Consider the following 12,138-nt stretch of genomic DNA (forward strand, 5'->3'; position numbering starts at 1 on the left):
CAGCGCTGCTCCGCGATCTACGCGGGGGGCGGCTCCGGGCGGCTCAGGCCAGCTCGACCAGTTCGAGCAGGTCGTCGCTCCAGGCGTCCTCGTCGCCGTCGGGGAGCAGGATCGCCCGGTCCGGCTTGAGCGCCAGCACCGCGCCGGGGTCGTGGGTGACCAGCACGATGGCGCCCGGGTAGTTGGCGATGGCGTCGAGCACCTGCTCCCGGCTGACCGGGTCGAGGTTGTTCGTCGGCTCGTCGAGCAGCAGCACGTTGGCGCCGGAGCAGACGAGGGTGGACAGGGCCAGCCGGGTCTTCTCCCCACCGGAGAGCACCCCGGCCGGCTTGTCCACGTCCTCGCCGGAGAACAGGAACGCGCCGAGGATCTTCCGCAGCTCGGTGTCGGTCTGCTCGATGGCGGCGGCGCGCATGTTCTCCAGCACCGTCCGGTTCACGTCCAGGGTCTCGTGCTCCTGGGCGTAGTAGCCCAGCCGCAGCCCGTGCCCGGCGTGCACCTCGCCGGTGTCCGGCTTGAGCAGGCCGCCGAGCATCCGCAGCAGGGTGGTCTTGCCGGCGCCGTTGAGGCCGAGGATGGCCACCCGGGAGCCCCGGTCGACCGCCACGTTGACGTCGGTGAAGATCTCCAGCGAGCCGTACGACTTGGACAGCCCGGACGCGGTGAGCGGCGTCTTGCCGCACGACGCGGGATTCGGGAAGCGGACCTTGGCCACCCGGTCGGAGACCCGGACCTCCTCCAGCCCGGAGATCAGCTTCTCGGCCCGGCGGGCCATGTTCTGCGCGGCGACGGTCTTGGTGGCCTTGGCCCGCATCTTGTCGGCCTGGGCCATCAGCGCGCCGGCCTTCTTCTCGGCGTTGGCCCGCTCCCGGCGGCGGCGCCGCTCGTCGGTCTCCCGCGCCTCCAGGTACGCCTTCCAGCCCAGGTTGTAGACGTCCACCACGGAACGCGTGGCGTCGAGGAACCAGACCTTGTTGACCACCGACTCCAGCAACGCGCCGTCGTGGGAGATCACGATCAGCCCGCCCTTGTGGTTGGCGAGGAAGCCGCGCAGCCAGGTGATCGAGTCGGCGTCGAGGTGGTTGGTCGGTTCGTCGAGCAGCAGGATGCCGCCGCCGTTCTCCCCGGCGTCGCGGAACAGGATCCGGGCCAGCTCGATGCGGCGGCGCTGACCGCCGGAGAGGGTGCCGATGGTCTGGGCGAGGGCCCGGTCGGGCAGGCCGAGGTTGGCGCAGATCCGGGCGGCCTCGGCCTCGGCCGCGTACCCGCCGAGGGCGGCGAACTGGTCCTCCAGGGCGCCGTAGCGGCGGACCAGCTTGTCCTCGACGCTGTCGGCGAGCCTGGCCTCGACCTCCTGCATCTGGGCCATCAGCACGTCCAGGCCCCGGGCGGAGAGCACCCGGTCCCGGCCGGTGACCTCCAGGTCACCGGTGCGTGGGTCCTGCGGGAGGTAGCCGACGGCGCTGCGCCGATCGATCTGGCCGCCGTACGGCTGCCCCTCCCCCGCGAGCACCTTCAGGGTGGTGGTCTTGCCGGCGCCGTTGCGGCCGACCAGGCCGATGCGGTCGCCCGGCTGCACCCGCAGGGTGGTGTCGGACAGCAGGATCCGGGCGCCGGCGCGCAGTTCCAGGCCGGTGGCAGTGATCATCTGAGGGGCTCGCTCTCGAGGTCTGGAAGGGCTGACTCATGGGCACGCGAAAGCGCCGGCGGGTCGATGGTTCCCGTCGGCGCGGGGCGGTTCAGCCTTCGCAGAGCAGCACGCCGCAATTGTACCGGGCGTCCCCGGGGACGCCGCCACGGTTACCGATCAAGATCATCGGGTAGCAGAAACGCCGTCCGGACCCGGTCCGGTACCGCAACCGCCAAACGTGATGAATCGGTGATCGGGGTCAACATGGAGCTGAACGAGAACGCGCGGGCCGACACCAGTCAGGTGGACGACCGGCGGGGGTCGGGAGGAGGCGGCGGCCTGGGTGGCATCCCCATCCCGATCGGCGGTGGGCGCGGCGGCATCGTCGGCATCATCGTCGCGGTGCTGGTCGCCCTGGTCGGCGGCGGCTTCGGCCTGAACGCGATGACCGGCGGCGACGGCGGCTCTGAGCAGGGCGACAACACCTCGCTGACGCAGAAGTGCTCGGCCGACGACGCCCTCAAGCAGCTCGACTGCCGCAACACCCTCTACGTCAACTCGATCCAGGCGTACTGGCGCACCGCGCTGCCCGAGGTCCTCGGCAAGCAGTACCAGCCCTCGAAGACCGTCTTCTTCAGCCAGGGCGTCAACACCGGCTGCGGCCAGGCCGACTCCGGCGTCGGGCCGTTCTACTGCCCCGCCGACGACCTGGTCTACATCGACCTGACCTTCTACCAGCAGCTCGCCGACCAGCTCGGCGCGAAGGGCGAGTTCGCCCAGCCGTACGTGCTGGCCCACGAGTACGGCCACCACGTGCAGGACCTGCTCGGCACCGAGGCACAGATGCGCCGCCAGCAGCAGCGCGACCCGAACAACGCCAACGCGCTGTCGGTGAAGCTGGAACTCCAGGCCGACTGCTACGCCGGCGCGTGGGCCAAGAACGCCACCGGCACCGCCGACGAGAAGGGCCAGAAGATCTTCAAGAGCATCACCGAGCAGGACATCCGGGAGGCCATCGACACCGCCGAGAAGATCGGCGACGACGCCATCCAGAAGCGCTCGGGCCGGCCGGTGAACCCGGACGAGTTCACCCACGGCACGTCCGAGCAGCGCAGGCAGTGGTTCACCAAGGGGTACGACACCGGCGACCCGAAGTCCTGCGACACCTTCGGCGGCAGCCTCTGACCCGCCGCCCCGGTACACGCGGGACGGGCCCGGTCGCCGTGGTGGCGACCGGGCCCGACCCGTTTCTCGAGATGGCTCAGACCTGCTGCCACAGGGCGGGGACGATCGGCGGCTCCCAGCCCACCTGGGCCGTGTGCCCCTGCAGGCACCGGTACGACTGGCCGGCGTAGGTCACCGTCGCCCCGGTGGCGTACCCGGTGCCCGCCTGCCAGGTCGTGCCGCCCGGCGGGGTGCCGGTCGCGGTGGGCGTCGGGTCCGGGCCGCCGCCGGAGGTGATCAGGCTCAGCCCGTACGCGGCCAGGATCGGGTTCACCGGCTGGAAGTACATGGTGCCGCCGCTGGTGCAGTTGCCCGAGCCACCGGAGGTGACCCCCTGGGCCTGGCTGCCGGCCAGCCAGGAGCCGCCGGAGTCACCCGGCTCGGCGCAGGCGTTGCTGCGGGTCAGCCCGGAGACGGTGCCCTCGGGGTAGGTGACGGAGGCGTTCTTCTGCTGGATGGTGCCGCAGCGCCAGCCGGTGGTGGACCCGGACCGGCAGACCGCCGCGCCGACGGCGGCCTCGGTGCTGCCGGCCACGGCGACCGTGCCGCCGGTGTAGTTGTTCACCAGCCCGCGCGGGGTGTTGCCGGCGTCCACCTGCACCCAGGCGTAGTCCCGGCCGGGGAAGGTGGAGCCCCGGAACGTGCCGCCCGGCTGGGAGGTCCGGGCGCCCGTGCTACCGCAGTGCCCGGCGGTGACGAACCCGCCCTGCACGGAGAAGCCGATCGAGCAGCGGCTGCTGCCGATGTAGTACGCGTTGCCGCCGATCACGTCGGCGTACGGCCGGGGGTCCTCCGTGGTGGCCTGGACCCGGACCGTGCCGGCCGGCGCGCCGGCGGCGAACGCCTCGGCCTCGGCGTCGCCGCCGGGGCGGGCCAGCACCACGACGCTGTTCGTGGGCAGGTCGGCGTACCAGCCGGCCACCCCGTCGGGCGCGTCGCCGGCCCGCCGGTCCAGCCGGTCCACCACCGCCGCCAGGGCCTGCTCGCTGTGCCGCACCCGCGCCGGGACCGCGCCGAGGCCACGCACCGTCGCGGCGTCGGCGGCGGTGGTGACTCCGACGGTCACGGCGGCGCCGTCGGGCGTCACCCAGGCGCCCCCGTAGCGGCTGCCGAGGGTGGCCGTCAGCACCTGCTGGACCCGGCCGGCCCGGGCGTCGGTGTCGAGCCGGGTGCGGGCCTGCGCCGGGGTCAGCCGCAGGTCCCGTTGGAGCGCGGCGAACATCTCCGGCGCGATGCCGTCGGGGGCCGCCACGCCGACCGGGCCGCCGGCGGCCGGACCGGCACCGGGGTCGGCCTGCGCGGTCAGGGTGAAGGTGAGCACCGTGGCGGCGGCGCCCAGGAAGGCGGCGGCCATGGTGGCGGGTCGTCGGCGCATGGAATCTCCTCGCGGACCGGGGGGGGAGGGACCGGGTGGGCGGCGGGCGCGGTTGACCGCCCGCCCGCCGCGCTACCGGCGAGCCAACTTTTGTTGTTAACTCTGTTGCCAGTACGGTAAGTGAGGTATCCGGATGCGTCAATACGCTCCCCGATCGGCCGCATCCGGCTGCCGTGACCGCCTGGAGTGGCCGTTGTCCACCTCGCCCCGCCCCGCCCCGGCCCGCCGCCGGGCAGACCCCGGCCCGCCACCGGCTCTGCCCCGCCACGAGTTGGACGTCCCCGCGCCGGACGAACTCCCGTTCGCCGTCGGCTCCTTCGCCGAGCTCGGGCCGCTGTCCCGCGCCGACTTCCCGCACCGGCACACCTTCTACGAACTGGTCTACGTGACCCACGGGCACGCCACCCACGTCGTCGACCTCGTCGCGTACGCCGTCCGACCACCCCAGCTCTTCCTCGTCACCCCCGGCCAGGTGCACCACTGGCGCGACGCGGAAGACCTGCGCGGACACGTCGTGCTGTGCGCCCCCGAGTTCCTGCTGGCCGACCCGGGCGACCGGGACGCGCTGCACCGCTCGGGCCACCGCTCGTGGCACCCGCGCGACGCCGCACACGCGGGCCGGATCCGGTCGGTGCTGGAACGGATGGCCGGGGAGCAGGGCCGGGCCGAGCCGGGCTGCCGCAGCGTGCTGCGGGCGTACCTGCACATCCTCGTCGTCGAGGTGGGCCGCTCGAAGCCGGCCGGACCAGCGGGTCACCCGTGCGGCGACGCCCCGGCACACGCGGGCCGGGCCGCGGCGGTGGCCCGCCGCTTCGACGAGCTGCTCGCCGAGCCGGCCCTGCTCGGCGAACCGACCCACGCCTACGCGCGCCGCCTCGGCGTCTCGGTGCGGCACCTCAACGAGGCGGTCCCCCGGGCCACCGGCGCCACCCCGGCCCAGCTCATCCGCCGGGCCCGGGTGCTGGAGGCGAAGCGGCTGCTGGTCCAGACCGATCTCACCGTGGCACGGATCGCCGCCCGGCTGGGCTTCGCCGACGCCGCCTACTTCTGCCGGTTCTTCCGCCGCGAGGTCGGCGACACCCCCGGCGGCTTCCGTCTGCACGGTGGAAAACACCACGACCCGGGCATCGATCACATCGACGTGGACGGATAAATCTCCCTAGGGTCGGTGGCAGCGGCCGGCCCGACCGGGTCGGCTCGGAAGGTCACCACCGAGCGACAAGGAGCTGCCATGACCGGCGCATCCACCGGCGCGGACGAGCCCCGCGACACCAACGGTGTCACCCGCAAGACCGTGCTGAGGGCCGTGGCCCTCACCCTGCCCGCCCCGCTGCTCCTCGGCGGCGCGGCGCGGGCGCTCGCGACGAGCGGCAGCCCCGCCGGGCCGGCGCTGACGCCCACCCCGATGTGCGACGACGGCGACGACCCGACGCCGGCGCAGATGGAGGGCCCCTACTTCAAGCCCAACTCGCCGCGCCGCACCTCCTTGATCGAGGCCGGCACGGTCGGCACCCGGCTGACTGTCAGCGGTTACGTCTTCGGCCTGGGCTGCCGGGCGATCCCCAACGTGCTGCTCGACTTCTGGCAGGCCGACGCGAACGGCGGCTACGACAGCGCCGGTTACCGGATGCGCGGGCACCAGTTCACCGACGCCTCCGGCGCGTACCGGCTGACCACGATCGTGCCGGGCCTCTACCCCGGCCGGACCCGGCACATCCACGTCAAGGTCCAGGCCCCGGGTCGACCGGTGCTCACCACCCAGCTCTACTTCCCCGGCGAGCCCCGCAACAGCACCGACTCGCTGTTCAACCCGGCCCTGCTGATGACCGTGCGCGCGGTGGACGGCGGCCGGGAGGCCACCTTCGACTTCGTGCTCAACGTGTCGCAGACCCCCTCCCCCTCCCCCACCGCCAGCCCCACCGGCACCCCGCCGCCGTCGGGCACCTGGGCGGCGGGGACCACGTACCGGGCCGGCGACCGGGTGACGTTCGGCGGCTCCGGTTACCGCTGCCTCCAGTTGCACACCGCCCAGGCGGGCTGGGAACCGCCGAACACCCCGGCGCTCTGGGCCCGCGACTGAGCGGCCGACCAGGCTGCCGGGGCGGGGCGGTGCCCGGCGGGCGGCCCGCCACACCCGGCAGCAGGGGCGACCGAGGGGCAGTTGGTTGGGCGTCAGGTGGCCGGGCGCACCGCTGAGGGTGGGCGCTCGCCGAGCCGCTCCACCGCGCGCAACCCCTCACGCATCAGGTCCAACGCCTCGGCGGGCCGGCCGGCGGAGGCGAGGTGATCGGCCAGCGCCAGCACGGTGCCCGCCAGCTCGCGCCGCCGGCCGGCGGCGCGGAACCCCTCGGCCGCCGCCCGCAGGTAGCGCTCCGCCCCGGGCCGGTCGCCGGCGTCCGCGCGGAGCAGTCCGCGCACCCGCGCCGCCCGGGCGGCGCCGGGACCCTCGCCACCCCGGTCCAGCACCTCCCCCACCAGGGCGTCCGCCGTCGCCGGCCGCCCGAGCGCCCGGTACGCCTCGGCCAACTCGACCGCGGCGTCCCCGGCCAGCCCTGGCTGGCCGGCGGCGCGCAGCGCGTCGTACGCGGTGGTGAGATCCGCCAGCGCGCCCGGGACGTCCCCGGCGGCCCACCGGCCGCGCCCACGGGCCCGGTGGCACGACGCCAACTGCACGTCCAGCGTGGCCTGCCGGGCGGCCTGCCGGGCCTGTTCCACCGCCGTGGCCGCCTCCGCCGTGCGGCCCCCGGCCAGCAGGCTGCCCGCCACCGTCAGGTGCAGCCCGGCCACCCGGGCCGGCTCGGCCAGCACCGTCAGGGCCAGGGCCTCCGCCGCAGCCTCCGCCGCAGCCGGCTCGTCGTCGAGCTGCAGGTGGCAGACCGCGAGCTCCGCGTGCAGGGTCAGCAGCGCAGCGGGATCCGGATAACCGTCCCGCACCAGCCCGTCCCGGGCCGACGCCAGCAGGTATGTCGCGTACCGGAGGTCGCCACCGCGGCCCACCAGCACCGCGCGGACGGCGGTCGCCTCGGCGCGGACGTGCGGCGCTGCCTCCGCCAGCAACTCCTCGGCCCGTTCGAGCTGCGCCGCCGCCTCGCCGGCGTCCCCCCGCCGCAGGGCGAGGCCGGCGAGGCCGAGCCGGGCCCGGGCGACCAGGACCGGGGCGTCCAGGGACGCGGCGGCCGAGATCACCTCCCGGTAGCCCGTGCCCGCCCCGGCGGGATCGGCCGGCCCGGCGCAGTCGGCCTCGACCAGCCGCAGGTGCAGACACACCACCTCGGCCGGGGAGCGGCCGGTGGTCAGGTCGACCGGGGTGACTCCGAGCCGCTCGGCGAAGTGGGCGACGGCGTCTGCCGAGGGGGTACGCCGGCCGCCCTCCACCGCGGAGACGTAGGCCGCGGTGTAGCGCGGCTCGGCCAGGGCTCGCTGGGTGAGCCCCCGCGCGGCGCGCAGCCGCTGGAGGCGGGCACCCACCTGATCCCGCCGCTGCGTCACCACTGCCGCCCCGCCGCGCGCCGGCCGCCCGCGTCAGCCGTCCCACCGCGCCCCGCCGCGCGCCGGCCGCTCACGTCAGTCGCTCCGCCGCGCGCAGGCCCCGGCGCAGCACCTCGGCCGCCCCCGGGCGGTCCCCCTCGGCGAGCAGCGACTCGCCGAGGTGTCGACAGGCGACGACGACCTCCCCCATCAGCCCGGCCTGCTCGTACCGGTCGGCCGCCCGGGACAGCAACCGGCGGGCATCCTCGCCGGCGCCCCGGCCCGCGCGCACCAGGCCGAGCACGAGGTCGGCCTCCGCCATCAGCTCCCGGTGCCGGCACTCGGCCGCCGTCCGGGCGGCCTCCCCGGCCAGCTCCTCCGCCTCGTCCAGCGCGCCCTCCCGGCGGCGGGACTCGGCCAGCTCCAGGGTCGCCCCCGCGTGGTCGAGCACGGCACCGGCCGCGCCGAGCATCTCCCGGGCCCGGCGCAGCTCCGGGCCGGCCTCGCCGGGCCGCCCGGCCCGGCGCAGCACGTACCCCCGGGCCCAGTGGCACAGCGCGATCTCCCGGGTGAGTCCCAGCTCGGCGTAGCGGCGGACCGCCTCGCGCAGGTAGCGGTCGGCCTCGTCCAGCTCGCCGTCGCGCCGGAGCTGGCCCGCGACGGCGTAGAACTGGGCCACCCACTCTCCCCGGGTGGCCCGGCTCAGCAGCGGCAGCGCGTCCCGTTCCAGCCGGCGGGCCCGGTGTCGCCAGCTCAGTTCCAGGAACGTGTACATCAACGCGTTGGTCAGCCGCAGCTCGGCGTCGGGGTCCACCGGCGTCGTCGCCCGCAGCTCCCGCAGCCCCTCCTCCAGCACGGCCACCGCGCGGGGGGCGTCCCCGTCGACGAGCAGGCAGTAGGACTGCCGGGCGAGCACCGCCGCGCGCAGTGCGGAACAGTCCGCCGGCGGCTGCGCCGCCAGCCGCGCGTAGCCCGCCGCGGCGGCGGGGGCCCTGCCCCGGTGCAGGTCCGCCTCCGCCGCGTAGTACCGCGCCCAGCCGCCCAGCTCAGGCAGGTGGTAGTCGTCGGCCCGGCGACCGACGTCGGCGAGCGCGCGGTCTGCGGCGTCGAGGTCGCCGGCCGACAGTGCTCGCCGGGCCGCCGCCAACTCCCCGGCCAGCCGGGCCGCCGCGTCTGCCGGCCGCCCGTAGCGCAGGTCGTCGACCGGCAGCCCGAGCCGGTCCGCGACGTGAGCCAGCGCCTCCGGGCTGGGGGTACGGGTGCCGGACTCGATCGCGCCGAGGAACGCCCGGGTGTACCGGGGCACGGCGATCTGCTGCTGGGTCAGCCCCCGGGCGGTGCGCAGGCGGCGGATCCGGTCGCCGAGACGCTCCCCGCCCGGGCCGGCGCCACCGGAGACGCCGTCCGTCGTCTCCATCCCGACCCCCTTCGCGCGCTGCCGCCAGCCTAGTGGCCCGTACACGCGCGTCGATCGGTCAGGGGGCGGCCGGTCCGGGATCCCGGACCAGGACCCGCACGGCGCGGGCCGCGTCCACCGCGGAGACCAGCACCGCGTGCCGGGGCTCCGGCACGTCGAGCAGCCGGTCGGCGCGCAGCGCGGCCAGCGGGGCCAGCCGCCGGTCCGCCAGCACGGTGTCCACCGCCCGCCGATCGCCCCCGCCGACCAGGGCGGTGAGCGTGGCGGCCTCGGGCAGCAGCAGCCGGACGGCCAGCTCGACCGCGTCGCCCAGCGCCGCCTTCGCCTGGTTGTCCCGGCGGCGGGCGAAGCGCTGCTGGGACCAGCCGCCCGCGGCGGTGCGCCCCTGCACGTACCGGGTGTCGACCTTGGACACCACGATGTCGCCCCCCTCGGCGATCCCGACCGCCACCGCGCCCTTACGGGCGAGCAGCAGACCGATCCGGCGCGACGCGACGACGGCGGCCACGAACCCGGCAACGTCGGGGGTCGGGGGTACGCCCGGCGGGGCGTGCAGCTCGGCGGTCGCCCCGTCCGGGGCGGCGAGCAGCAGGCCGTACTCCTGGGTGGTGGTGGTCGGCGGGCCGTGCCGGTCGGCGAAGCCCTCGACCCAGCGGGCGACACGGGCCGGGTCGACCTCGACCCACCGGCCGCCCCCTGCTGCGGGTCGACTGGTCACCGCCCGACCGTACGGCACGACCGGGCCGCGCAGGGAGCGGCATCCGGTTCCGGTCGAGGCACCCGATCGGCCGAGCGGCCCCGGTCAGCGCACGAGCAGCATGACGACCGCGAGCGCCCCGATGATCGCGCTGGAGATCAGGGCGGTCACCAGCCTGCCCCGGGGCCCGGTCAGCGCCCGGCCGACCAGGGTTCCACCACCGGCGATCAGCAACTGCCAGCTCGCCGAGGCGAGGAACGCTCCGGCCACGAAGAGGGCGGCGGATGGGCGGTCCGGGCCGACCGCCTCGCCGTGCCCGAGCACGAGCGCCACGAAGTAGACCACCGTCGCCGGATTGAGCAGGGTCAGCGTCAGCACCCCGGCGAAGGCCCGCCCGGGGGTGCCGAGGCCCCGTCCGCCGCCCGCACCGGCGGACGGAGGGCGCGGGCGCAGCGCCCGCCACGCGGTGTGCCCGGCGAGGGCGAACAGCACGGCTGCCGCCACCAGCCGCAGCGGCCCGGCGATCGGGGTCACCACATTGGCGACCGCCACCCCACCGAGCACGGCGACGGCCGCGTAGAGACCGTCGGCGGTCGCCACGCCGAACGCGGCGGCGGCACCGACCCGGAACGACGTCCGCGCGCTGAGCCCCAGGATCAGCACGGCGATCGCGCCGACGGGCACGGCGACGCCATAGCCGGCCACCAGGCCGGCCAGGAAGGACGCGGTCACGACGGTCTGGAGTGGGCCGAGCCCGACCGGGGAGCCCCGCGCTGTCGCCCCGTGGTCACGGCCACGGCGACAGGGGCGAGGGTCATCCGGTACGTCTCGATCACGCGCTCATCATGCCCCGCGTCCCCCCTCCCCACCACCGCTTTCCTGCCCTGGCCCGGCGACCTTCGGGAATGAGTTCCACAGCCGGGCTGTCCCGGGCGGTGGCATCCATGCGCGGCCGGGCGGCCGGGCGCGGGGCCGAAGCCCCGCGCCCCGGTGCCGGGCGGAGTGCCGGTCGCGCCGGCCGCCGGTGCCGCCAGGCGGGCCTGCCTGCCACCGGTGCCGTCAGGCGGGCCGGCGGCCGAGGTAGCCGAGCAACTGGGCGACGTCGCCAGCGTCCGCGCCGGGGTCGATCGCCGGCGCGTACACCCCGTAGGCCCGCAGCGGCTCGACGATCTGCCGGGCGACGGCCAGCAGGGGGCGGGCCAGCGCGTCGGTGAGCGGGGACGGCTGCCCGGTGGCCACCGCGATGTCCCAGGCGTGCACCGCGGCGTCGAGGGCGCATGCGCCGGAGCCGACCTCGGCCGACAGCTTGCCCAGCGGCAGCGGCGTCGACACCTCGGGGTCCTCGTCGGCGACCCCTGCCCAGGCCGCGGCGGCGGCGTCGAGCGCGGCGCGGAGCTCGACCGCCGGATCGCCGTCGATCCGGCCGGAGGGCGCGAACGGGTCCTCCGAAGGCCAAGGCCCTCCGACGATCGCCGCGGCGTAGCCGATCTGGTCACCCATCGCGTGCTGGAGGACCTGGGCGACCGTCCACTTCTCACACGGGGTGGGCCGCTCCCACGCGTCGGCCGGCACCCCGGCGACGGTCGTCCGGAGCGCGCCGTGCGCCTCGTCCAGCACGGTCCGCCACTGTCCGGTAGCAATGTCGCTCATCGTCCTGACCCCCCTGTTGACGCTGTCGGCGGGCCAGCTGACCCCCCGTCTTAGAACGGAACCTTCCGCTCCGTTCTAAGATCAGCATAGCAGAGCGGAATGATCCGTTCCGATACAGGGTCCGGGGATCCCGGGTCCGGTCCAAAACCGTCGAGCGCGGCACCCGTTACGGGTGCCGCGCTCGACGGTTACCGGCGCAGGGCCGGTGTCAGACGTTGAAGCCGAGGGAACGGAGCTGGTCGCGTCCCTCGTCCGTGATCTTGTCGGGGCCCCACGGGGGCAGCCAGACCCAGTTGATCCGGATGTCGTCGACCAGTCCCCCGCCGGGGCCGGTGGTCAGCGCCTGCCGGGTCTGGTCCTCGATCACGTCGGTCAGCGGGCAGGCCGCCGACGTCAGCGTCATGTCCAGGGTGGCGACGTTGTCGTCGTCGACGTGGACGCCGTACAGCAGGCCGAGGTCGACCACGTTGATGCCCAGCTCCGGGTCGACGACGTCCTTCATCGCCTCCTCGACGTCGGCGACGGCGGCCTTGCCGCCGGCCGCCGCACCGTTGACCGCCGACGTGGCCGTGCCCTCGGTAGCCGGAGCCGCACCGTCGGTCGCCACGGCGCCGGTCCCCGGCGTGGTGGCAGTTTCCTCGCTGCTCATGCCGTCCCCTCGTTTCGCTCGGCTCCGG

At 75.5% G+C, this 12,138-nt stretch carries 11 protein-coding genes; 3 read left to right on the plus strand and 8 right to left on the minus strand.

Annotation, left to right across the window (positions count from 1 at the left end; all coding sequences use genetic code 11):
• Positions 1-43 precede the first annotated feature (43 nt).
• A complete protein-coding gene (locus ACQPZO_RS20935; RefSeq protein ID WP_433343299.1) occupies positions 44-1,648 on the minus strand; it encodes an ABC-F family ATP-binding cassette domain-containing protein in 1,605 nt (534 codons plus the stop codon).
• A 246-nt stretch (positions 1,649-1,894) separates the two neighbouring features.
• On the opposite strand from ACQPZO_RS20935, the gene ypfJ reads away from it, so the two are divergent.
• On the plus strand, positions 1,895-2,815 hold the full coding sequence (gene ypfJ / locus ACQPZO_RS20940) for a KPN_02809 family neutral zinc metallopeptidase (protein WP_433351126.1): 921 nt from the start codon (positions 1,895-1,897) through the stop codon (positions 2,813-2,815).
• Positions 2,816-2,891: 76 nt separating this feature from the next.
• Here ypfJ and ACQPZO_RS20945 read toward each other — a convergent pair whose 3' ends face one another.
• Positions 2,892-4,229: a carbohydrate-binding protein gene (locus tag ACQPZO_RS20945; RefSeq protein WP_433343301.1), complete on the minus strand. Its 1,338-nt coding sequence runs from the start codon at positions 4,227-4,229 to the stop codon at positions 2,892-2,894.
• Between the two features lie 193 nt (positions 4,230-4,422).
• Between ACQPZO_RS20945 and ACQPZO_RS20950 the strand changes: the two genes are divergently transcribed.
• The gene (locus ACQPZO_RS20950) at positions 4,423-5,382 is read left to right on the plus strand and encodes a helix-turn-helix domain-containing protein (protein ID WP_433343303.1); all 960 of its coding nucleotides are present in this window, start codon (positions 4,423-4,425) and stop codon (positions 5,380-5,382) included.
• 78 nt (positions 5,383-5,460) lie between these two features.
• Positions 5,461-6,309, plus strand: a complete 849-nt coding sequence (locus tag ACQPZO_RS20955) for a carbohydrate-binding protein (protein WP_433343304.1) — start codon at positions 5,461-5,463, stop codon at positions 6,307-6,309.
• 92 nt (positions 6,310-6,401) lie between these two features.
• Here ACQPZO_RS20955 and ACQPZO_RS20960 read toward each other — a convergent pair whose 3' ends face one another.
• The 6 genes from ACQPZO_RS20960 to ACQPZO_RS20985 all read right to left on the minus strand — a co-directional run bounded on the left by ACQPZO_RS20960 (position 6,402) and on the right by ACQPZO_RS20985 (position 12,110).
• Positions 6,402-7,718 carry a helix-turn-helix domain-containing protein gene (locus ACQPZO_RS20960; protein ID WP_433343306.1) on the minus strand — a complete coding sequence of 439 codons (1,317 nt, stop codon included), beginning with the start codon at positions 7,716-7,718 and terminating at the stop codon, positions 6,402-6,404.
• 70 nt (positions 7,719-7,788) lie between these two features.
• Entirely contained in the window at positions 7,789-9,114 is a 1,326-nt protein-coding gene (locus tag ACQPZO_RS20965; RefSeq protein WP_433343307.1) for a helix-turn-helix domain-containing protein, read from the minus strand.
• Positions 9,115-9,172: 58 nt separating this feature from the next.
• Positions 9,173-9,832, minus strand: a complete 660-nt coding sequence (locus ACQPZO_RS20970; protein ID WP_433343309.1) for an acVLRF1 family peptidyl-tRNA hydrolase — start codon at positions 9,830-9,832, stop codon at positions 9,173-9,175.
• Positions 9,833-9,916: 84 nt separating this feature from the next.
• The gene (locus ACQPZO_RS20975; RefSeq protein WP_433343311.1) at positions 9,917-10,543 is read right to left on the minus strand and encodes a LysE family transporter; all 627 of its coding nucleotides are present in this window, start codon (positions 10,541-10,543) and stop codon (positions 9,917-9,919) included.
• A gap of 327 nt (positions 10,544-10,870) precedes the next feature.
• The gene (locus tag ACQPZO_RS20980; protein ID WP_433343312.1) at positions 10,871-11,461 is read right to left on the minus strand and encodes a TIGR03086 family metal-binding protein; all 591 of its coding nucleotides are present in this window, start codon (positions 11,459-11,461) and stop codon (positions 10,871-10,873) included.
• A gap of 208 nt (positions 11,462-11,669) precedes the next feature.
• A complete protein-coding gene (locus tag ACQPZO_RS20985) occupies positions 11,670-12,110 on the minus strand; it encodes a metal-sulfur cluster assembly factor (protein ID WP_433343314.1) in 441 nt (146 codons plus the stop codon).
• Positions 12,111-12,138 lie beyond the last annotated feature (28 nt).

This window comes from Micromonospora sp. CA-111912, from assembly GCF_050948415.1.
Classification (GTDB): Bacteria; Actinomycetota; Actinomycetes; order Mycobacteriales; family Micromonosporaceae; genus Micromonospora.

Excerpts from the sequence above, each read along its gene's own strand:
- ACQPZO_RS20935 (WP_433343299.1), bottom strand. The coding sequence starts at position 1,648 with ATGATCACTGCCACCGGCCTGGAACTGCGCGCCGGCGCCCGGATCCTG.
- ypfJ (WP_433351126.1), top strand. The coding sequence starts at position 1,895 with ATGGAGCTGAACGAGAACGCGCGGGCCGACACCAGTCAGGTGGACGAC.
- ACQPZO_RS20945 (WP_433343301.1), bottom strand. The coding sequence starts at position 4,229 with ATGCGCCGACGACCCGCCACCATGGCCGCCGCCTTCCTGGGCGCCGCC.
- ACQPZO_RS20955 (WP_433343304.1), top strand. The coding sequence starts at position 5,461 with ATGACCGGCGCATCCACCGGCGCGGACGAGCCCCGCGACACCAACGGT.
- ACQPZO_RS20965 (WP_433343307.1), bottom strand. The coding sequence starts at position 9,114 with ATGGAGACGACGGACGGCGTCTCCGGTGGCGCCGGCCCGGGCGGGGAG.
- ACQPZO_RS20980 (WP_433343312.1), bottom strand. The coding sequence starts at position 11,461 with ATGAGCGACATTGCTACCGGACAGTGGCGGACCGTGCTGGACGAGGCG.
- ACQPZO_RS20985 (WP_433343314.1), bottom strand. The coding sequence starts at position 12,110 with ATGAGCAGCGAGGAAACTGCCACCACGCCGGGGACCGGCGCCGTGGCG.